This window comes from Bradyrhizobium sp. (genome assembly GCF_035701725.1).
Taxonomy (GTDB): Bacteria; Pseudomonadota; Alphaproteobacteria; order Rhizobiales; family Xanthobacteraceae; genus Bradyrhizobium.
Genome location: NZ_DASSRP010000413.1, coordinates 27,903 through 48,155 on the forward strand (window position 1 = coordinate 27,903; position 20,253 = coordinate 48,155).

The window sequence follows — 20,253 nt, forward strand, 5'->3', positions numbered from 1 at the left end:
AAGAACCTGCTGTGCAGGTTGCGGTTCCCACGCTTCGTCGCGCGAGCGATGGCGGCCAGCGGATCGGCCGGCTTCACCTGATGTCCTCAGGTCTCCTGGCGGGACCGATGGAATGCGGTTTGTTGAGGAAATATTCGCGGTTACCGGTGGCGGCTTCCGCATACTGGTCGATCGCAACGATGATCGCCTGAACATGCCGGTAGCACCAGCCTTCGCGCGTCGCCTTTTGGCGAACATCGTTCAGCGCCTTGAGGAACGGCGATAGCTCCGGCTCATCAGTGAAGTACCGCGTGCGCTGGCCTGTCATCGCCGGCTCTCCATCGCTTTGCGCATCTCTCGGGGCCGCTCGCGCTTGAGGCGGTCGCGCTCGGCGCACAGTGCATCGATCTTGTCGAGCATCCGCTGCAACAGCGCCTCGGCCGCCGCCGTCGCAATGCCGGCGCGTTGAAGCTGAAGGATCTCCCTACGCTGTCTTCCGACCTGAACGCGCATCACCTCGATTTCGGAACGAATGTGCTCCAGTCCCATGGTCCCTCTCAACCAATGCAGTCCGTATTTCCCTCACTGCCGCCAAGGTCGGCTGGCCCGCTTTCTCCAGGGTGCGAAGCCGGTTCCATAACCTGATGATTTCTCGTTCTTTCTCGGCGTCCATGGCGGCATCCCGATGACGAGGATCATAAGAACAAATCAGGAACGAAAAGTCCAGCTAAACGTTGGGATGAAAATCGATGGAGGTGGAAAATGGCCGACAACACCGAGAAAGATCCGACGGATTGGGTTTCCGGGGACGATCCGATGACGGGCGCACAGCAATCGTATCTCAGGACGCTTGCGGAACAGGCGCATCAGCCCGATCCGACCGACAAGGGCCTGACCAAAGCGCAGGCCTCGAAGCTGATCGACGATCTGCGCGCCGCTACGGGGCTCGATCAGGGAACGCCACCCCGCTCCGACCGTTGATCGATTAATCGAGCGGGCTCGTTTGATTCAATCGAAGCCTATCCTGGGAGGCCGCCATGTACGCGCTGTTTCGCGGCAAGACCCAACTGGCCAGGACCTATCCGACCGAGCAGGAAGTCTGGCAGGCCGCTTTAAGGGAAGGCCTGATCGACGATGTGCCCGTCGCCGACGAAGCCGGCGGCCAGGTGCTGCCCGCGGGCTTTCATATCCAACAGGTCGAAGAGAATTACGAACCGCAAGCCGATTGGAAGCTGCCGCGCGACATCAGCTGATCGTCAGGCTTCACCTGCTTTCCACGCACAGTCTTTAATGCACGATCTTGCTTCAGTGCACGATCCGGCCGATCCGATTGGTGCGAACGTGCGGCGGCGTGCCGTCGTCTTCAGTGCGCGAGAAGAAGATCACGCTGACGCGGCCGATCAGATTTTCCAACGGGACATAGCCCACCGCTGACAGCACGCGGCTATCGGTCGAGTTGTCCCTGTTGTCGCCGAGCATGAAGAAATGCCCGGCCGGCACGGTGTAGATGTCGGTGCTGTCGAGGGGGCCATTGTCCAGGCAATCGAGCGTCTCGTAACTGACGCCGTTCGATAGCGTCTCGCGCCAGCGCTTGACGTGGCCCCGGCCCTCGCTGCCGCAGGCATCCTGCTCGGCCTCCTCGTCGGCAAGACGCTCACGCTTGACCGCCACCTCATTGATGAAGAGTTCGCCCTGCTTCATCTGAATGCGATCGCCGGGCAGCCCGACGACACGCTTCACATAGTCGACCTCGTCCTTTGGAACGCGAAACACCACGACATCGCCCCGCGCAGGTTCGGAGGCGAAAATCCGTCCCGCCGGCAGCCGCGCTCCGAATGGCAGCGAAAAGCGGCTATAGCCATAGGCGAATTTCGAGACAAAGAGGTAGTCGCCGACGAGAAGCGTCGGCCGCATCGAGGAAGCCGGAATATTGAACGGCTGGTAGAGAAAGCTGCGAATGAAGAGCGCAAGCACAATCCCGAGCAGCGTATTCAGGATATACGTCAGGATGGTGCGGAAGAAACCGAAGCCCAGCACCCGCCCCAGCATCAAGAGAAAAACGACGAGCGACCACAGCGAAAAGGCCGCGACCAGGAGCGGCACGCTGTCGAGCGTCCTGCCACGCCCGAAGGCCGCGCCGACGGCGAGAATGACGAGAAAGCCGAGGATGGTCGGCAGCGTGCTCCAGGCAAACACGGTGCGCATGTGAAGCGCGCTGGCCTGCCCGCCGAGCAGGCGGCCGATCCAGCTCAGCATGAAGCCTGCGAGATAGAGCCAGACGATGCCGATCAGCGCGCCGAACACCAGAATGCTCAGCATAAGCTGCCAGTTCAGAAGATAGCTTGCACCGTAGATGACGGAACTTTGGTTGAAGAGGCTGGTGAACGTGCCGAGTACGGCGAGCGGCCAGACGAAATAGGCCGGCCTTGTCGCGACGAGGCGTTCGACGGTCCGGCGCGGACTGAACCACACCGTCAGCCACGGCGACCGCTCGCTCTTCTCTTCGGCCAACTTTACCCCCTGCCCCTTACCCCACTATGCCCGATTCGAAAGTGCCGCCCATATCCCGCCGAAAAGCTGGGCTGGCCTGACGAATTTCCGGGGATCGCCTGGAACCAAAGCCCGGCGCTTGGATTTTAACAGCGAGACCGCTGCCCGCCGTTATAAATGACGGCGCATGTAGCGGATAGCCAAAGGTCGTGACGACCCGCTGTTCAACAAGCGCTCGCACGGATAGCCAAAGGCAGCGGTCTCGATCTTGCCGTATTGATCAAGGGTTTCGCCATGGATAACCCCACGATCGACCACACCCGCGCAATCTGCGAGGAAATCGGCGAGCGGCTGCGGATTCTCCTGCAATCATCGCAGCCCGAGGACGAAGCTGGCCTCGACGACAAGCTCCATCGGCTTTCCGAGCCCGAGACAGAACCGACGGCAGCCAATTAGATTGGCCGCCGTAGGCCTATAATCCCTCGACACTCACCAACCGCGCGGAGCTGCAGACATCGCGGACTGCCTTGAGGCCGCGATAGACGTCGCCGTGGTAGAAGGATTCCCACGCCTCGACCGAGGGAAATTCCAACAGCACGATCCGGCGCGGCGACCAATCGCCTTCAGCATTGCGCGTAAAATCCGATTTCACAAGCGCGATCAACGCTGATTCTACTGTCCACCTCTTCGTGCAAAAATATTTCGCTCTGCCCGTCGGGCAAATCATGTCTACAAGCCCGCGCTATCCCGCACCCACGAGAGGGGCGCTTCGCCATCGTCACGATGCGTTGGGCGCGGGATGCGATGGACGCCCGCACGCCGAAAGGCGAACGGCATGCGGCGGACGGCGAAGTCGTGTGGGCCTGATATCCCGACGCTGATATCCGGTGCAACGCGCGAGCGTTCACTCACGGAGACAACAAGCCCGGTCTCCGGGGCGAGCACGAAGTAACCCGTAACACCATCGCGCGGGGAATGCCGGAATGTTCGGCGTACCTGTGGTGACTAACTCGTACGCTTTTTATTTGCGTGCGAGGCTACGGGTGCATCGTGCACCCGGCATTCCCTGCGCCCTCTTCTGTTTCAGGGAGGGCTTTGCTCAAGGACCCGGGCGCGGTCGCGCCGTGGGAAGGTGAACGCGTGCGCATACGCCAGCGTTGTCGTCCCTGCGTTCGCAGGGACGACAACGAAGTGGCTGTTTGAAATTCGAATAGGAATCGAGAGGGCAAGCGCCGCGCGCCTACTCCACCCGCGCGACGACCGCGAGCTTGCGGATGCCGCCACTGCGGTAAGCGTTCAGGAAGGCGTTGTAGTCGCGGAACGAAACGCAGCCGTTGGAATCGCCGTTCGGACCCAGCATGTAGGTGTGTGCGAGCAAACCTTCGCGGCCGAAGATCGCATCCTCGCCGCCGATCGGGGTCAGGCGCAGCGCGGCCACGCCGTGGAACAGCGCCTCGCGCGGCTTCAGCGTATAGATGTGCGGCGGCGTCACGCCGCGCATGCGGATGCGCGAGGAGTGCGGATCGTCGAGATTGGAGCCGAGACCCGAATGCGCTTCGAGCTTGGTGCCATCGGGCAGATACACGGTGTGCGCGGTGATGTCATAGACGGCGGTGTCGCGATCGTAAGGCGGCGAGCCGCCGAGCATCGGATTCTGTTCGCGCGGGGTGACGCTGCCGGTCACGCTGCCGGCGTCGGCGGAAGCGTAGGCCAGCACCGGATTGCGCGAGCCTTCCTTGCCCCACAATTTCTCTGTGATCGAATGGTGTTCGCCGCCAAGCGACAGGATCGCATTCTTCGCGCGCCGCGCCATGTCGCCGAACTTCGAGAGGCCCTTCGGCGCCTCGTCGGGCTGTGTCGCCGGCGACGCCGAAGCGAGCTGTATCTTCGCCGATGCTTCCTTCGCGGCATCCTTGGACGGGAGTTTCGGCGTCTCTTTCGCCGCTTCCTTGGTCTTGGGCGCTTCGGCGAGCTTGAGCGGTTCGGGCTTTGGCGCCACCGCGATCCTGACCGGCTCGTCGGGCACCGGCGCCGGCGCAACGCCTTGCGGCGAAGCCGCGGCGAAACGCTCCAGGAAGGAAAGCGTCGGCTCGGCGGCCGGGGTTTCCGGTTCGGTGACGATCGGCGGTTCGGGACGAACGATGGGACGGACCGCGATGCTCGCAAAACGCCGTGCGACCGGCGCATCGTAATTGGCGCTGCCGAGTTCGGGGTACGGGCTGGCCGCAAAAATGTTGGCGTAAACCGTCCAGCCGCAGCCGACGACAAGGCCGATCACTGCTGTCGCAATGAACAGACTCTGCGCGGTCATTTTGCGGGCTGGTCGTTTAAAAGTGGGTGCCGCGAATTCGTAACACGCAACTACACTGGTACTCATTCGCCTTGCATCCGGACTGTTACCACCTCGTCTCCCCATAACCGCCGTTCGAGACGGTGCATGGCGTCGGCACCTTCGAACGGCGGCCAGTGCGATCGTCCGCCGAACTCATTGGCAGCGTCTCGCAGAGGCGCGGGACGGCATTAAGGCAAGTTTTAGTTAAATGGGGATTAAGTGCGCGGCAGTTGTGGGGCAGTCCCGAAATGGTACGGATTTGCGGCGAGAAAGCCCGTAAATGGCCGTGGTTCTTCGCGATTCCGGCGACCTTGATTTCGCCACATTCGAGCAGCCGTAGGGACTAGTCCTTTATTGCAATTCAGGCGGCGGAGAATTGTCGAGCACGGGGCGCTTGGCCTGTTCGACGAGATCAAGCGCGTAGGTCTCGATCACCAACGGCCCGCGCATTCGCTTGAACTCGCCGACACGCTCGATCTTGCCGAAGGTGTCGGACACGTAAGGCTGAGGCGAAGCGCGGACTTCGTCGACCCACAACAGCTTGCCCGACAACTTTGCCGGATCGGGCTCAGGCATGTTGACCCAGCGGATGCGCTGCGTCGGCTGCACCACGCAGGTGTCTTTGGGAAGATAGAACGCAAGCCAGCTCGCGGTGCCATAATCAGGCGCCAGCACGCACGATGCGCCGACGCGCGCACGCGTCGCTTCGATGTCGGCCGCGAGCGCTGGCCAGCCGACGCCGATGCTGCGCACGGTGGCGTCACGGCGATAGCCGGTGAGCAGGCCGGTATTGGCCTGCACCAGCAGCGCCGCGAACATCAGAATGCCGACCGGCGAGGCCCAGCGCAGACAGAAGGTCGCGAGGCGTCTGGTGGCGGCCTCCCAGCGCATCACGTCGGCGGCCACCGCCGCGGCGATCGCAAAAGCCGGATACACCGGCGCAAACCAGTTGGCCTCGACGCGGGCGTGCAGCGAGTGCCAGGCGAAGTAAATGACGATGACCCAGAACATCGCGCCGATCAGCACACGCGAGGCCAGCGCCCCGCCCTCACGCCGCGTCAACGCATAGAGCCCCATCACGCCAAGGGTAAAGACGAGCGGGGTCGCAAATGCAATTTGCGTCGGGATCAACTCGGCGATGAAGCCCGGCGTGAAGTGATCGATCTGCGAACGGCCGAGCTGTTTGATGAACGAAACCCAGTGGTGATCCGCGTTCCAGACGATAACCGGAGAAAACACCGCGAGCGCGGCAAGCCCACCGAGATAAAGCCATGGCGAGAGAAGCCATCGCCGCAGCTTCGGAACGCTGACCAGCCAGATCAGGATCACGGGGCCGAAAAACAGCGCGGTGTATTTGGAAAGCAGCGCCAGACCAACCGCGACGCCAACCGCCAGCCACCACACGCCGCGGCCGCTTTCGAGAACCTTGGCAAGGGCGAGCAGCACAAAACTCGAGGCCACCAGCAGCGGCGAATCCGGCGTGACGATCAGCGTGCCAACCGCGGCCATCAGCGTGACGTTGAGAAGAATGGCGCTGGTAGCGGCCACGCGCTTGCCGCCGAACAGAATGTCTGCGGCGCGATACACCGCATAGCTCATCGGCAGCGCGAGCAGGATCGATATCAGGCGAATGCCAAGCTCGTTGTCGCCGGCGATCATGATACCGAGCCGGATGATCAGCGCCACTGCCGGCGGATGATCGTAATAGCCGCCCGCGAGGTTTTTGGCCCAGAGCCAGTAATAGGCTTCGTCGAATGTGATCGGCGTGAACGCGGCGCCGACCAGCCGCAGCAACACCAGCGCGGCCACGGTCAGCGCGGTATTGCGTGCCAGCCGGGCATCAGGTGCGGTCATGCAGACGTCAACGCCTGCGCCAGACGAACAGTCCGGACATCGCGTAGTTCCAGACCACGCCCATCAGCGCGCCGGCCGCACCTGCCAACCACCAGATCGGCTGCTGGTCGTAGACCGAGAACGCCACGCCGACATTGGCGAGCAGGCCGACGCTGCAGACGAGATAGAACAGGACGAGGCCGCGCAGGATGGCAAATCCCTTCAGCCGCTGGTCGCGGTAGGTCAGGAAGTTGTTGAGAATGAAATTGCTGGTCATGGCGCAGATCGCGCCGAAAGCCTGCGCTTCCGCAAACGGCAGCCTGAAACCTTTCAGCGCCGTGTAGAGCGCCGCAAAATGCACGATGAGCCCGAGCGAGCCGACCATCGCAAACAGCAGGAATCGCAGCGATACGATATCGCGCGTGAGCTTTGCGAGCACGAGCCCCAGGAAATCGAGCGCGACCATGGAATCGAGCTTGCTCTCGCCATGCAGCCGCGAGCCGAACGTGTAGGGAATTTCCTTGGCGCGAAGCGTGCCGTGGGCGGTCGCCACGACGTCGAGCAGGATCTTGAAGCCCTGCGTGGAGAGTTGCGGCGCCAGTTCTTCGAAGCGCTCGCGGCGGATCATGAAGAAGCCGCTCATGGGATCGGCGATATCGACTCGCAGCAACCTTTTCGCCACTTCGGTGGCAAGCGCACTCGCACCGGCCCGCTGGCGGTTGAAGCTGTCGGCGCTGCCGCCTTCGATATAACGGCTGCCGACCACGAGATCGAACGTCCCGCTTTGCAGCAGCGCGAGCATCTTCGGCAATTGCGTTTCGTCGTGTTGCAGGTCGGCGTCAATGACGGCCGCGCACGGCGCGCTCGAGGCCAGAATACCCTCGATGCAGGCCCCGGAAAGGCCGCGCCGTCCGATCCGCCGGATACAGCGCACCCGGCCGTCTTCGCGCGACAGCGCGCGCAGCACCTGCCAGGTGCCGTCGGGCGAATTGTCATCGACAAAGATGGCTTCGAACGGGATGCCGACAAGCGTCTTTTCCAGCCGCCGGAACAGCGTGACGACATTGTCCCGTTCGTTGAAGGTCGGGATCACCACGGAAAGTTGAGGCAATCCAAGCGCTTGGGCCGGGCTCCCGGCCGCGATTTGCAAAGCGTCGTTCATGACGCCAGCGTATATCCGATCAATCGAGCCGATGCCAAGGAAACGGTCGGGGATGGCCGTTTCCGGACCAAACCATCCCCAAAAATGCCAACGACCACGAACAGATGGCGCGCTTACATCCGGCGCAGCCGAGCTATTTCGTGGTCGTCCCGACGACGGAGCCAGGGGAAAGCGTCAACGTCGTCGTTATCAGCCATATAGGAACCGCCTCGGCATTCCGCAAGGGCGTCCGCGCGGAAACGGCAGGACGGTGGCAACATGGTGAACGCGAGGGCCCTCGCAAGCTGGTCAATACGGGCCGGTTTGACTACGTTCAAACTTCAATCCCCGCACCTTCGAGAGCGAGACGACCCGGTGAGCAAAGCCCCCGCCTCCAAAACCTCTTCGGCCAAATCCGGCCGCATCTTCATCGGCATCGGCGGCTGGACCTTCGAGCCCTGGCGCGGGGTGTTCTATCCCGAGAAGCTCGCGCAGGCGAAGGAACTGCAATATGCGGCTTCAAAGCTCACCTCGATCGAGATCAACGGAACCTATTACGGTTCGCAAAAGCCGGAGAGCTTTCGCAAATGGGCACGCGAGGTGCCAGACGGGTTTGTGTTCTCGCTCAAGGGGCCGCGCTTTGCCACCAACCGCCGCGTGCTGGCGGAGGCCGGCGATTCCGTAAAGCGATTTTACGATTCCGGAGTGCTCGAGCTCGGCGATCGCCTCGGGCCTGTGCTTTGGCAATTCGCGCCGACCAAGAAATTCGACGAGGCGGACTTCGGCAAATTCCTCGAGCTCCTGCCGCGCGAACTCGAGGGAAAGCGCCTGCGCCATGTCGTCGAGGTCCGCCACGACAGTTTTTGCACGCCGGCTTTCGTGGCACTGATCCGAAAGTTCGAAACTCCCGTTGTTTTCGCGGAACACGGCAAGTATCCGGCGATCGCCGATGTCGCGAGCGACTTCGTCTATGCGCGCCTGCAAAAGGGCAACGACGAGATCAAGACCTGCTACCCACCCAAGCAGCTCGACGCCTGGGCCAAGCGCCTTCAATTATGGGCCGAGGGCGGCGAACCCGACGATCTGCCGCGCGTTGACGACACGAAACTTAAGAAGACGCCGCGCGATGTGTTTGCCTATGTGATCCACGAAGGCAAGATCCGCGCGCCGCAGGGGGCGATGGAACTGATCGCACGCGTGAGCTAGCCATATGGCCCGGCGCAAAAAGCTCTTCACCATCGGCTACGAGCAAACGCCAGCCAAAGCCGTCCTCGACGAACTCGAACACGCCGGCGTAAAGCTGTTGGTCGACGTGCGGGCCGTGGCATCCTCGCGCCGGCCTGGCTTTTCGAAAAGCCAGCTTGCCGCCGGCCTCGATGAGCGCGGCATTGCCTACCTGCATCTGCGCGGGCTTGGCACGCCGAAAGAAGGCCGCCTCGCCGCGCGATCCGGCCAATATGACACCTTGCATAAGATCTACGCGAAGCACCTCAAGACCGCGCAAGCCAAAGAGGAACTCGACGAACTTTCCTCGCTCGTAAAAAAATCAGGCCCGGTCTGCATCCTCTGCTATGAGCGAGACCACCAGCATTGCCACCGGCGGTGGATTGCCGAGATCATCGAAGAGCGCGACGATGTGAAGATCGAAAATCTGGCCGCCCCGCAGGCCTAACGCCTTCTGCATCAATCCAGCGTACGCCGGAAACGCAACACTGCGATCGTCATCGCCAGCAGCATCAACAGCAGCAGCGCAATCGAGTCATACCGCAGATTTTGCAACGCCGCGCCCTTCAGCATGATCGCGCGGACAATCCGCAGGTAATGCGTCAGCGGCAGGGCTTCGCCGACATATTGCGCCCAGACCGGCATGCCGAGAAACGGAAACATGAAGCCGGACAGAAGAATGCTCGGCAGGAAGAACATGATCGACATCTGCATCGCCTGGAGCTGGTTTTGCGCCACCGTGGAGAAGGTATAGCCGATCGCAAGATTGGTCGTGATGAACAGGGTCGAGAGCAGCGCCAGCATGACCAGATTGCCGCGCACCGGCACGCCAAACAGAAATACGCCGATATTGATGATGAGGAACGCCTGGACGAAGCCGACCAGCACATACGGAACGATCTTCCCCAGCATGACCTCGACCGGTGTGATCGGCATCGACAACAGGCTTTCCATGGTGCCACGCTCGACCTCGCGCGTCACCGAAAGCGCGGTGAAGATCAGCATGGTCATGGTCAGGATGGTGCCGACAAGGCCCGGCACGATGTTCAATCGCGATGAGGCCGCCGGATTGTAGCGCGCATGCGCCCTGATCTCGAACGGCATCGCCGGCGGATCGCCGGTGAACAGATCATGCGAAAGCGCGGTCTGAACCAGGACGCCGAGCGATGACAGCGCCGAACTCGCCGCCACCGGATCGGTGGCATCGGCTGCGACCAATAGCGCCGGATAATCGCCGCGCCGTACCGCACGCTCGAAGCCACGCGGAATTTCCACACCGAACAGCACCTTGCCCGACGTCAAGAGTTCATCGAACTCTGCAACGTCGTGCACTTCGCGGACAAAATGAAAGTACGCGGTATTTTCCAGCGCCTTAAGGATCGAACGGCCGAGATCGCTGTCTTCCTGCAAAAGCACTGCAGTCGGCAGGTTGTGCGGCGTTGTGTTGATGGCATAGCCGAACAACAATAGCTGCACCACCGGGATCATTACGATCATCGCAAAGGAGACGCGGTCGCGCCGCAACTGAATGAACTCCTTGACCATCATCGCATAGCAGCGCCGCCAGAAGCCAAAACGGGCCTCCGGTACGTCCGCAGAATCCGGTGCGTCGGTCGCGCTCATTGGAAATTGTCCCTTGATCGCGTCATCAGCTCAATGAACACGTCTTCCAACGACGGCTCGCTGGCTTGCCAGTGCAGGTCCTTGCGCTCGCGCCAAGGGGCGATGCTGCGCTCGAGGGCCGCGCGATCCCGGCCCGACACATGCAGGCTGGCGCCGAATGGTGCGATCATGTCGATACCCGGCTTGTCGGCAAGCTGGTCCTGGACGGCGTGAAGGTCTTCACCGGTCACCGTGTAGGTCGACAGCGCCGACTTCGCGATCACGTCCTCGACCGTGCCATGGGTCAGCAGATGGCCGTAGGCGATATAGGCGATCTCGTGGCAACGTTCCGCTTCATCCATGTAGTGGGTCGAAACCAGCACCGTGAGGCCTTCAGCGGCGAGCGCGTGAATCTCGTTCCAGAAATCGCGTCTCGCCTTGGGATCGACGCCGGCCGTCGGCTCGTCCAGCAGCAGAAGCTGCGGGCTCGGCAACGTGCAGGCGCCGAGCGCCAGACGCTGCTTCCAGCCGCCCGACAATTCACCGGCGAGCTGCTGCTCCCGGCCGCTGAGCCCGAGCCGCCGGATCATGTCACCGGCGGCGTCCCGCGGATTTCGCATGCCGTAGAGCCGCGCCACAAATTCGAGATTTTCCCGGACTGACAGATCCTGGTACAGCGAAAAGCGCTGCGTCATATAGCCGACGCGGCGCTTGATCTTGTCTGCTTCACGCCGGATGTCGTAACCGAGACACGTGCCCTCACCGCTGTCGGGCGTGAGCAGCCCACAGAGCATGCGGATGGTCGTGGTCTTGCCGCTGCCGTTAGGTCCGAGGAAGCCGTAGATCTCACCTCGCTTCACCTGCATGCTGAGATCATGCACCACCTCACGCCCTTCGAACGATTTCGAAAGGCCGCGCACGTCGATCGCGATATCAGGAGACGCGCTCATTGCGGTCATCGCTGGTCTGCGACCGGCGTCTTCGGGCGCAGGAAGACGCTGATCGGTTGACCTACCCTCAGGGCGTCAGGGCGCGAGGGCCTTGCCTGCACGAGATAGACCAATTTGTTGCGCTCATCGAGGCTGTAGATGACCGGCGGGGTATACTCCGCCGTCGTGGAGAGAAAGTAGATTCTCGCAGTGAGGTCGGCCGAGCAATTGTCGCAGGTGACACGCACCTCGTCCCCGATCGCAAGCTTGGGCAAGTCGACTTCCGACACATAGAAGCGAACCTTCATATTGCCTGGCGGCATGATCGACAGCACCGGCCGCTGAGCTCCGACCGTCTCGCCAACGCGGAAATAAACCTGCTGTACAGTGCCGCCGATTGGGGCATAGCCGATGCGTCGCGCGAGCCGTGTCTCTGACGTCGCGACCTGGGCCTCGGCGACGCGGAGTGCCGAGACGGCTGCATCCAATGTCGCTTGCGTGCCTGATCCCGTCTTAGCCAGCGATTGGGCGCGATCATAACTCTGCCGGGCGTTGACAAGCGTCGCCTTGCTTTGGTTGAGATTCGCCTGCTGCAGATCATCATCGACCGAAAATAGCTGATCCCCGGGCTTGACCTCATCGCCCTCGCGCACATTGAGCTTGGTGACGCGTCCGGATTCGTCCGGACTGACGAAGATCATGTCGGCCTCCACCCAGCCCTGAAAGCCGGGATCGCGCGGCGGGCTGCATCCCGCCAACAAAGACAGCAGCGCGGCTGCAGGCAGCATTCGATACGCGGCGTGGACTGCACTCATGCCGCCCTCCGTTCACCAAAGATCAAATCCAGATGCACGCGAAGCATCGCGGTCGCATCGAGCGGCGCGTGACGGGCGAACAGGCCCTGCCAGATCACGGCAACCATTGCCGGGGCAATCACGATCTGCGGAAAATCCTTTAAGCCGGATTCGTGAATCTCGCCCCGGGCAATGCCGAGTTCGATCAGGGCACGCATGCCCGCCATGCCCCGCGAGACGACTTCGCGATAATAGAAATCGGCGATCGCGGGAAAGCGCGGCCCCTCCGCGATAACCAGCCGCACGATGGCGCCGCGCCGGGTCATCGTGACCTCCCGAACGAAAGTGTCGGCAAAGTTTTCGAGCAGCGCACGGACCGAGCCCGTTGCAGGCGGCGGCGCTGCAAGCCTGGACGCCAGCGGCACGATCGCGTTGCGTACCAGTTCCTCGAACAGCGCCTGCTTGTCCTTGAAATGCAGATAGATCGTTCCCTTGGCGACACCTGCACGCTTGGCGACGTCATCAAGGCGGGTCGCGGCATAACCTTCCGCGATGAAGGTATCGAATGCGGCCTCGATGATGGCGGCACGACGATCGGCGGCGCGTTCGGCGCGGCTGGGAGTGCGCGCGGGGCTTGAACCGGCCGGCGCCGCGGCCGACCGAACGCCTCTTCCGCCGGGACCTTGTGTGCCCCGGGCTTTGTCCAGACCCCGCCTTTCGACAGTCTTTTTCGGCATCTTGCTCATTAGTTCAATATGACTGACCGGTCAGTCATTGTCAATCCCCTTCAAAACTGGGGAAGCGCCAGTGATGGTCGACTGTGTCTGGTTTCCGGCCCTGCCGCCCTGATTCAAATCAATCTGCAGCCGCACCGCGGCCCACCGAGCGATGGCTGGCCGGGACCCAGGACCGCGACGCTGAACTCAGCTGTGGAATTTCAGACCATCGACGATCTTGTCGATCACCTTGCGCTCGGCCCGCATCGCGATGCCAACCAGGTTGAGATCGGCGCGCGTCACCGCCCGCACCGCCTCGCGGTTGGCCGCATCATGCGTCGTCTTGAACATGTCCTCGGTGTAGACCGCAGGCCGGACGTTGCGCGCCAATGCCCGCTCGAGTGCGCGCGACATCGCCGGCCGATCCGGCGCGCCATAAATCAGGATCGGCTGACCAATCAAGGACAGGTAGGGTGTCCCCGAGCCGTCGGCGTAGGGCTCGCCGATACATTCCGGAAACGCCGCGGCAATGCCGGAGGCCAGAAACGCGGCGACGTTGAGCTTTTGCCATGTTTCCAGATCGGTTCGAATCACGACCGCGATCTTGGTGTCGAATTGCATGGATAGCTCCAAGGGGACGGGACTTCGAAAACTTCGGCGAGGGATCCGAAATTCCGAACCCATTAGAGCAAGATTTTCACGGCGATGCTATGCAACATCCCGTGCGCATCATCCCTTGGCGTCGCAGGCCCAAGCGCGGATCACGCACTCCTTGCCGCCATACTTGTAGCATTCGCGTGTTGCTTCATTGAGCGAACTCGAAATATGCGGCTTGACCGCGTAGCCGTGCGCACCGCAGGGGTTGGCCATATCGACCGAAAGCGCCGCACAGGAGCGTTTCATGGTGATCGTCTTGCAGTCGCCTTTGCATTGTTTGCGCGCGGCGGCCAGTGCCGCGCTTTCGGCCGGATAGTCGTAGGCCTGCCCGTAAGCCCCGCATTTACCGATCGCAAAAGCGCCCGCGGCACGGCTTTCCGTGATCAGTCGCGAGGCACAGACGACGAGCGTAAAGGTGAGAACGAACAGCGCGCGGCGCCGCGCAACGGCGGTCGAAACGATCAAGAACCCCTCCCCCGGAATTAGCGGCGGCAACTTAAGAGGGAGGGCGTTTCAACTTGGTGAACGGAAATCGATGATCGAGAAAATTGTCGACGGCGATGCAGGCTCAGGCAGTGCGTGCCGCCTCCAGCGCCTGGGGCGTATCAATATCCAGAAACGCGCTGTCGCCCTCGACCGGGACTTCCGCGACCGCTTCATTATGCCTGGCAATCAGGTGGCGGGCGCCAATATCGCCGTCAAGCGTCATCAGTTCATTGAAGAAACGGCGCGACCACAGCACGGGATTGCCGCGCCGGCCCTCGCTGACGGGAACTGCGATCAAATTGCCGCGATCCGGCGCGAACGCCTCGATCAAATGATCGATCAGAACCGAAGAGATCATCGGCATATCGCCGAGGCAGATCACCGCGCCATCGGCTTCTTTCGGCACCGCCGAGACGCCGGCCTTGACCGAACTTGCCAGGCCCTGGGCGAAATCCGGATTGCGGACGAATTTGACGTTCAGCCCGGCGAGCGCGTTCTCGACCAGTTCGGCCTGATGGCCGGTGACCACGATCACCTCCTTGGCTTTTGACGCGAGCGCCTGTTCGGTGACGATACGGACCAGCTTCTTGCCCTCAAGTTCGGCGAGCAGCTTGTTCGGACCTCCCATGCGGGTCGAGCGGCCAGCGGCAAGAACGATGGCGCAGACATGACGGTTGTCATCGGCCTGGAGGCTTGCGCGAGGCTGCGGCCGGGTCACGATTTCCATCAACAGGCCGCCGACGCCCATCCCCATCAGTTCGGCGCGCGTGACCTTCAGGCCCGCCAGCAGGCGCATCAGCACCCAATCAAAACCGTTCTCCACCGGCGAGCGCGCGCAGCCGGGCGCGCCCAGCACCGGAATGTCGCCGGCCTTGCCGATGAGCAGAAGGTTGCCGGGATCGACGGGCATGCCGAAATGCTCGACCGCGCCGCCAATGCCGGAAAGCGCCGCCGGGATCACATCACGCCGGTCAGCGATCGCAGAGGCACCGAACACGATCACCATTTCGGCGCCGAGGCCGAGCAATTCCTTCATCGCGGCCTTCAGGGTGTTCTCCTCGTGCGGCACGCGGCGCTCGGCCATGATGGTCGCGCCGGCGGGTGCGAGCCGTTCGGCCGTGACCCTCAGCGTCTTGTCGATGACCTTTGGCGAAAGCCCCGGCAACAGCGTCGAGATCACGCCGACGCGCTTGATGACGTAGGGAGCAATCCGCAGCGCACCGCCTTTGGCGGCCTCGACCGCGGCGTCACGCAACCTTGCTTCGACCCCGAACGGGATCAATTTCACGGTTGCGATCATTTCGCCTTCGACCACTGGCTTGAACGCCGACAGCGTGGCGAAGGTGATGGCTTCGTCGATGCCGTTGATGCGGTCGACCGCCGCGCGGTCCACCACCAGCACGCCCGCTTTCGCCGCGAACAGATTGGCGCGGCCGGTAAAGGCACGCTCGACATGAACGCCCTCGCCGGCCACCGCGCGCGCGATGCTGGCGGCAGCGACGTCCTCGGAGACATCGCCCTGTTCGAGCCGCACGACCACGACTTCCTTGACGCCGGCTTTCTCCAGCGCCGCCACTTCCGCCGGGCCGATCGTGGTGCCTTTCTTGAGCACTAGCGAACCCTGACGCAAGGTGTGGACGGTAACGCCGCCGATCGCTTCCGCCGGACTGGCAGGGCCGAATTTCATGCGGCGGCTTCTTTTTCTTTTGGCATCCGCAGGCTCGCGGTGATCTCGGCCATGATCGACACGGCGATTTCGGATGGGGAGACCGCCCCGATCGCAAGCCCGATCGGCGCGTGAATGCGCGCGATGTCCGCATCGGTGGCGCCTTGGGCCTTTAGCCGCTCTGCGCGCTTGGCATGCGTCTTTCGCGAACCGAGAGCGCCGATATAGAAGCAGTCGCGCGCGAAAGCATGGAGCAGCGCCGGATCGTCGATCTTCGGATCGTGCGTCAGCGCAACGAAGGCGGTGTAGTGATCGATGTTGAGCGGCGGCAACGCCACATCGGGCCATTCGGCAATCAGCGGCACGTCGGGGAAACGCTCGGGGCTCGCAAACGCGGTGCGCGGATCGACCACCGTGACGTCATAGCCCAGCGAGCGCGCCAACGGCACCAGTGCCTGGCTGATGTGGACGGCGCCGACGATCACCATCCGCGCGGTCGGCGCGTAAACGTTGAGGAACAGCTTTTTGCCGCCGACTTCGACTGTGGCGCTCTTGCCCATGCGCAGTTGCTTGGCGAGTTCGGCATGCAAGGGATCGCTGGCGAAATCTGAAGCCTTGACCAGGCGCTGCTCGCCATTCGCAGTGTCGGTGACAACGATCGCTGGCCGCCGCGCGGCGCGCTCGGCGTTTAATTCCTTCAGCGTAGCGAGCTTCACGATCAGCCAACTTTCTCAACAAAAACCCTGATTGTACCACCGCAGGAAAGACCGACATTCCAGGCGGTCTCGTCCGCAACGCCGAATTCGAGCATCTTGGGCTTGCCGCTTTCGATCACATCCAGCGCCTCGGTCACGACGGCGCCTTCGACGCAGCCGCCGGAAACCGAACCCAGGAACGTGCCATCGTCATTGATGACGAGGTTGGAGCCGGCCGGACGCGGCGCCGAACCCCAGGTCTCGACCACGGTGGCCAGCGCCACGCCGTGTCCGGCCTTCTGCCAGTCTTCAGCGGCTTTCAGGATATCTTCGTCGCGATCGAGCATGGTCACCTCGCCGATTATTCTTGTTCAGGCCACAGATCGTATCAAGCTGCGGTGATGCGGCTGTGGCATCGCCGATAATGCCTCGATCAAGCCTTCGATAGACTTCAAATTATGCACCGGGCGGAATTCGTCAACGTGCGGCAGCATCATTTTGATGCCCTGCGCCTTCGGTTCAAAGCCGCCATACCGCAACAGCGGGTTTAACCATATCAGGCGGCGGCAGGATCGGTGCAGGCGGTCCATTTCGAAGGCAAGCCGCGCATCCGCCTCGCGCTCCAGTCCGTCGGAAATCAACAATACGATGGCGCCTTGCCCGAGCACGCGGCGACCCCACAGCTTGTTGAAGCTGTGCAGCGAGGTCGCTATCCGCGTGCCCCCGGCCCAGTCCTCCACCGCCGAGGAACAGCTCGCCAGCGCCTCGTCCGGATCGCGAGCCCGCAACGAGCGCGTCACATTGGTCAGGCGAGTACCGAACAGGAACACCGATACGCGCTTGCGCGCGTCGGTAATCGCATGCAGGAAATGCAGGAACAGGCGGGTATATTCGCTCATCGAGCCCGAGATATCGAGCAGTGCGACGATCGGCGCCGGCTTCTCGATGCGCCCGAGTTTGTGGATGTCGATGATGTCTCCGCCGGTGCGGAGCGATCCGCGCAGGGTCCGACGCATGTCGAGCCTGAGCCCGCGCGCATCCGGCCGGTAGCGGCGGGTGCGCAATTCCGCCTGAGGCAACCTCATGTTGGCGATCGCCCGCGTGACTTCCGCGATCTCGGCCGCAGTCATCTGCGCGAAATCCTTCTTTTGCAGGATTTCCTTGTCGGACACCGAAAGCCGCAGCTCTTCGGCCTGCGCCTGCGGCGTCTCGGTCATTTGCGTTTGCGAGAATGCCTCCTGCACGCGGCGCGCCGCCGCCGGTGGCTTCTTCTTCGCGTGATCGGGCAGCGGCACGGAATCCAGCATGTGCTTCCATTCATCCGCAGCACGGAAGAACAGATCGAAAGCCTGGGCGAAAATCAGCGCGTGCTCGTGGCGCTTGACGAAGATCGCCTCGAGCGCCGTGAAGACTTCGCTGCGACTTCCGATGTTGATCAGCTGCAAAGCGTCCAGGGCATCGATCACGGCACCAGGGCCGACCGGCATGCCGGCAACGCGCAATGCGCGGGCAAATCCGATGACGTTGTCGGCCATCCGCCCAGTCGGTGGATTCAGGTGATCGATGATGGCCATGTACCCTGATCTTTCCGTCATTCCCGGGCGCGAGTGAGGCCGGAATGACAAGCGTTGTGGCCCACGCGATCAGTCCTCGCTGGTCGCCTCTTTCAAGACCTTTTGCAGCGTCTCGCCCTGCATTCGTTCGATGTCATCCTGATATTTCAGCAGCGCACCCAGACTGTCGCCGACTACCTCGGGCGTCAGCGTGCGCGCATCGAGCTCGGTGAGCGCGGTTGCCCAATCGAGCGTCTCGGCGACACCGGGAGACTTGTAGAAGTCCTGATCACGCAACGCCTGCACGAACCGCACGACCTGCTGCGACAGCTTCGCCGAGATGCCGGGCACGCGCGACTTGACGATCGCAAGCTCGCGTTCGGCGCTCGGATAATCGACCCAATGATAGAGACAGCGGCGCTTCAACGCGTCGTGGATTTCCCGGGTGCGGTTGGAGGTAATGATCACGATCGGCGGCTGCGGCGCCTTAACGGTGCCGAATTCGGGGATCGTGATCTGAAAGTCGGAGAGGATTTCCAAAAGGTAGGCCTCGAACGCCTCGTCCGCGCGGTCGAGTTCGTCGATCAAGAGCACCGGCGCACCCGCAACGTCCGGCTCGAGCGCCTGCAACAGGGGCCGCTTGATCAGAAAGTGCTCGGCGAAGATATCGCCCGAAAGCTGTTCGCGATCGGTATCGCCGGCAGCTTCTGCAAGGCGGATCGCGATCATCTGCGCGGCGCTGTTCCACTCGTAGACGGCGGACGCCGCGTCCAGACCCTCATAGCATTGCAAACGGATCAGCTTGCGCCCGAGACCGGCCGACAGAACCTTCGCGATCTCGGTCTTGCCGACGCCGGCCTCACCTTCGAGAAATAGCGGCCGGCCCATGCGCAGCGAAAGGTAGGCAACGGTTGCAAGCGAGCGCTCGGCCAGATAGCCGCGCGCAGCCAACAACTCCAGCATGGCATCGACGGACTTGGGTAACGCCGATCCGGTCATGGAGGAGCCAGCCTTGCTGCAGCGAGAGTGAGCGATCTCAGGACTTTGCGGTTGCCGCCTCGACCGCGCGCCGCGCCATCACCGCGATCAGATGCGCGCGATATTCGGCGCTGCCATGAAGATCGCTGTTGAGCCCGTCGTGCGGCACGGTCAGGCCGTCGAGCGCCTTCGCCGAGAACCGCTTCTTCAGCGCCTCCTCGAAAGCGGTCAGGCGGAACACGCCGTCCGAGCCCGCACCCGTCACCGCAACCCGGACGTCCGACGGACGGCGGGCGACGAACACACCGACCAACGCGTAGCGCGAGGCCTGGTTTCGGAATTTGACGTAAGCCGCTTTCTTCGGCAGCGGGAACATGACCTTGGTGATGATCTCGTCACTTTCGAGCGCGGTCGAGAACATCCCTTGAAAAAATTCTTCCGCCTTGAGACGGCGCTTGTTGGTGACAATGGTCGCGCCAAGCGCCAGAACGGCCGCCGGATAATCCGCGGTCGGATCGTTGTTGGCGAGCGAGCCGCCGATGGTGCCGCGGTGACGCACCGCGGGATCGCCGATCATGCCGGCGAGCTCGGCCAGCGAGGGTATCGCCTCACCGACGACGGCCGAGTTGGCCACGGCGTAGTGGGTGGCGGTGGCGCCGATCACCAGCGAACGGCCCTTCATCTCGATGCCGTCGAGCCCCTCGATATGGGAGAGATCGACCAGATGCGGCGGGCTGGCGAGCCGCTGCTTCATGACAGGCAGCAGCGTGTGCCCGCCCGCGATCACCTTGGCGTCCTCATTCTTGACAAGCAGGTTTGCCGCCTGTCGCACGGTGCCCGGACGATGATATTTGAATTCGTACATCGGTATTCCTTCGGCCGTAGCTGCTAACGTTTACGCGAGATCGGATTTGGCCATCGCCTTGGCGCCGGCCGCAATCGACTGCACGATATTCTGATAGCCGGTGCAGCGGCAAAGATTGCCTTCGAGTTCTTCGCGAATCGTATGGTCGGAGAGATCGTGGCCCTTGCGGTGAACGATATCGATGGCGGTCATGATCATGCCCGGCGTGCAGAAGCCGCATTGCAGGCCATGATGCTCGCGGAAGGCCTCCTGCATCGGATGCAGCGGACCGCCATCGGCGGCGAGACCCTCGATGGTCCTGACTTCGTGGCCA

25 protein-coding genes are annotated in these 20,253 nt (G+C 62.4%); 5 read left to right on the top strand and 20 right to left on the bottom strand.

Annotation, left to right across the window (positions count from 1 at the left end; genetic code table 11):
- Positions 1–73: 73 nt before the first annotated feature.
- Both VFL62_RS25135 and VFL62_RS25140 read right to left on the bottom strand, forming a co-directional pair.
- Complete coding sequence (locus VFL62_RS25135) at positions 74–307, bottom strand: hypothetical protein (RefSeq protein ID WP_325175095.1); 234 nt, start codon at positions 305–307, stop codon at positions 74–76.
- Complete coding sequence (locus VFL62_RS25140) at positions 304–528, bottom strand: hypothetical protein (RefSeq protein WP_325175096.1); 225 nt, start codon at positions 526–528, stop codon at positions 304–306. The genes VFL62_RS25135 and VFL62_RS25140 overlap by 4 nt, the downstream gene beginning before the upstream one ends.
- A gap of 213 nt (positions 529–741) precedes the next feature.
- On the opposite strand from VFL62_RS25140, the gene VFL62_RS25145 reads away from it, so the two are divergent.
- Positions 742–960 (top strand): DUF3072 domain-containing protein, encoded by a 219-nt coding sequence (locus VFL62_RS25145; protein ID WP_325175097.1) that lies wholly within the window; start codon positions 742–744, stop codon positions 958–960.
- Between the two features lie 56 nt (positions 961–1,016).
- Positions 1,017–1,232: a hypothetical protein gene (locus VFL62_RS25150; RefSeq protein WP_325175098.1), complete on the top strand. Its 216-nt coding sequence runs from the start codon at positions 1,017–1,019 to the stop codon at positions 1,230–1,232.
- A 52-nt stretch (positions 1,233–1,284) separates the two neighbouring features.
- Here the strand turns inward: VFL62_RS25150 and lepB are convergent, their stop codons facing one another.
- Complete coding sequence (gene lepB / locus VFL62_RS25155; RefSeq protein ID WP_414644842.1) at positions 1,285–2,451, bottom strand: signal peptidase I; 1,167 nt, start codon at positions 2,449–2,451, stop codon at positions 1,285–1,287.
- Positions 2,452–2,763: 312 nt separating this feature from the next.
- On the opposite strand from lepB, the gene VFL62_RS25160 reads away from it, so the two are divergent.
- The gene (locus VFL62_RS25160; RefSeq protein ID WP_325175099.1) at positions 2,764–2,925 is read left to right on the top strand and encodes a hypothetical protein; all 162 of its coding nucleotides are present in this window, start codon (positions 2,764–2,766) and stop codon (positions 2,923–2,925) included.
- Positions 2,926–2,941: 16 nt separating this feature from the next.
- Here the strand turns inward: VFL62_RS25160 and VFL62_RS25165 are convergent, their stop codons facing one another.
- The 4 genes from VFL62_RS25165 to VFL62_RS25180 all read right to left on the bottom strand — a co-directional run bounded on the left by VFL62_RS25165 (position 2,942) and on the right by VFL62_RS25180 (position 7,796).
- Positions 2,942–3,133, bottom strand: a complete 192-nt coding sequence (locus VFL62_RS25165; RefSeq protein ID WP_325175100.1) for a DUF1330 domain-containing protein — start codon at positions 3,131–3,133, stop codon at positions 2,942–2,944.
- Between the two features lie 576 nt (positions 3,134–3,709).
- Positions 3,710–4,780: a tlde1 domain-containing protein gene (locus tag VFL62_RS25170; protein ID WP_325175101.1), complete on the bottom strand. Its 1,071-nt coding sequence runs from the start codon at positions 4,778–4,780 to the stop codon at positions 3,710–3,712.
- 372 nt (positions 4,781–5,152) lie between these two features.
- Positions 5,153–6,655 carry a glycosyltransferase family 39 protein gene (locus VFL62_RS25175; protein ID WP_325175102.1) on the bottom strand — a complete coding sequence of 501 codons (1,503 nt, stop codon included), beginning with the start codon at positions 6,653–6,655 and terminating at the stop codon, positions 5,153–5,155.
- Positions 6,656–6,662: 7 nt separating this feature from the next.
- Positions 6,663–7,796 carry a glycosyltransferase family 2 protein gene (locus tag VFL62_RS25180; RefSeq protein WP_325175103.1) on the bottom strand — a complete coding sequence of 378 codons (1,134 nt, stop codon included), beginning with the start codon at positions 7,794–7,796 and terminating at the stop codon, positions 6,663–6,665.
- A gap of 354 nt (positions 7,797–8,150) precedes the next feature.
- On the opposite strand from VFL62_RS25180, the gene VFL62_RS25185 reads away from it, so the two are divergent.
- Both VFL62_RS25185 and VFL62_RS25190 read left to right on the top strand, forming a co-directional pair.
- Positions 8,151–8,981 carry a DUF72 domain-containing protein gene (locus VFL62_RS25185; RefSeq protein WP_325175104.1) on the top strand — a complete coding sequence of 277 codons (831 nt, stop codon included), beginning with the start codon at positions 8,151–8,153 and terminating at the stop codon, positions 8,979–8,981.
- Between the two features lie 4 nt (positions 8,982–8,985).
- The gene (locus VFL62_RS25190) at positions 8,986–9,447 is read left to right on the top strand and encodes a DUF488 domain-containing protein (RefSeq protein ID WP_325175105.1); all 462 of its coding nucleotides are present in this window, start codon (positions 8,986–8,988) and stop codon (positions 9,445–9,447) included.
- A gap of 11 nt (positions 9,448–9,458) precedes the next feature.
- Here the strand turns inward: VFL62_RS25190 and VFL62_RS25195 are convergent, their stop codons facing one another.
- From VFL62_RS25195 to VFL62_RS25255, 13 genes are all read right to left on the bottom strand, one after another.
- Positions 9,459–10,622: an ABC transporter permease gene (locus VFL62_RS25195; protein ID WP_325175106.1), complete on the bottom strand. Its 1,164-nt coding sequence runs from the start codon at positions 10,620–10,622 to the stop codon at positions 9,459–9,461.
- Positions 10,619–11,551 carry an ABC transporter ATP-binding protein gene (locus VFL62_RS25200; RefSeq protein ID WP_325175107.1) on the bottom strand — a complete coding sequence of 311 codons (933 nt, stop codon included), beginning with the start codon at positions 11,549–11,551 and terminating at the stop codon, positions 10,619–10,621. Before VFL62_RS25200 ends, VFL62_RS25195 begins: the two co-directional genes overlap by 4 nt.
- Positions 11,552–11,556: 5 nt before the next feature.
- Entirely contained in the window at positions 11,557–12,318 is a 762-nt protein-coding gene (locus VFL62_RS25205; protein ID WP_325175118.1) for an efflux RND transporter periplasmic adaptor subunit, read from the bottom strand.
- 23 nt (positions 12,319–12,341) lie between these two features.
- Positions 12,342–13,061: a TetR/AcrR family transcriptional regulator gene (locus tag VFL62_RS25210; protein WP_325175108.1), complete on the bottom strand. Its 720-nt coding sequence runs from the start codon at positions 13,059–13,061 to the stop codon at positions 12,342–12,344.
- 186 nt (positions 13,062–13,247) lie between these two features.
- A complete protein-coding gene (locus VFL62_RS25215) occupies positions 13,248–13,661 on the bottom strand; it encodes a DUF2000 family protein (RefSeq protein WP_325175109.1) in 414 nt (137 codons plus the stop codon).
- A 108-nt stretch (positions 13,662–13,769) separates the two neighbouring features.
- On the bottom strand, positions 13,770–14,159 hold the full coding sequence (locus VFL62_RS25220) for a DUF4189 domain-containing protein (protein WP_325175119.1): 390 nt from the start codon (positions 14,157–14,159) through the stop codon (positions 13,770–13,772).
- 106 nt (positions 14,160–14,265) lie between these two features.
- Complete coding sequence (locus VFL62_RS25225) at positions 14,266–15,870, bottom strand: molybdopterin-binding/glycosyltransferase family 2 protein (protein WP_325175110.1); 1,605 nt, start codon at positions 15,868–15,870, stop codon at positions 14,266–14,268.
- Complete coding sequence (locus tag VFL62_RS25230; RefSeq protein ID WP_325175111.1) at positions 15,867–16,565, bottom strand: XdhC family protein; 699 nt, start codon at positions 16,563–16,565, stop codon at positions 15,867–15,869. Before VFL62_RS25230 ends, VFL62_RS25225 begins: the two co-directional genes overlap by 4 nt.
- A gap of 2 nt (positions 16,566–16,567) precedes the next feature.
- The gene (locus VFL62_RS25235; RefSeq protein ID WP_325175112.1) at positions 16,568–16,891 is read right to left on the bottom strand and encodes an XdhC family protein; all 324 of its coding nucleotides are present in this window, start codon (positions 16,889–16,891) and stop codon (positions 16,568–16,570) included.
- A 24-nt stretch (positions 16,892–16,915) separates the two neighbouring features.
- Positions 16,916–18,118 carry a VWA domain-containing protein gene (locus VFL62_RS25240; protein ID WP_325175113.1) on the bottom strand — a complete coding sequence of 401 codons (1,203 nt, stop codon included), beginning with the start codon at positions 18,116–18,118 and terminating at the stop codon, positions 16,916–16,918.
- A 69-nt stretch (positions 18,119–18,187) separates the two neighbouring features.
- A complete protein-coding gene (locus tag VFL62_RS25245) occupies positions 18,188–19,096 on the bottom strand; it encodes a MoxR family ATPase (RefSeq protein WP_325175114.1) in 909 nt (302 codons plus the stop codon).
- Positions 19,097–19,133: 37 nt separating this feature from the next.
- Positions 19,134–19,940 (bottom strand): xanthine dehydrogenase family protein subunit M, encoded by an 807-nt coding sequence (locus tag VFL62_RS25250; protein WP_325175115.1) that lies wholly within the window; start codon positions 19,938–19,940, stop codon positions 19,134–19,136.
- Between the two features lie 30 nt (positions 19,941–19,970).
- Positions 19,971–20,253, bottom strand: a 283-nt coding sequence (locus tag VFL62_RS25255) for a (2Fe-2S)-binding protein (RefSeq protein ID WP_325175116.1), incomplete at its 5' end; no start/stop codon positions are given.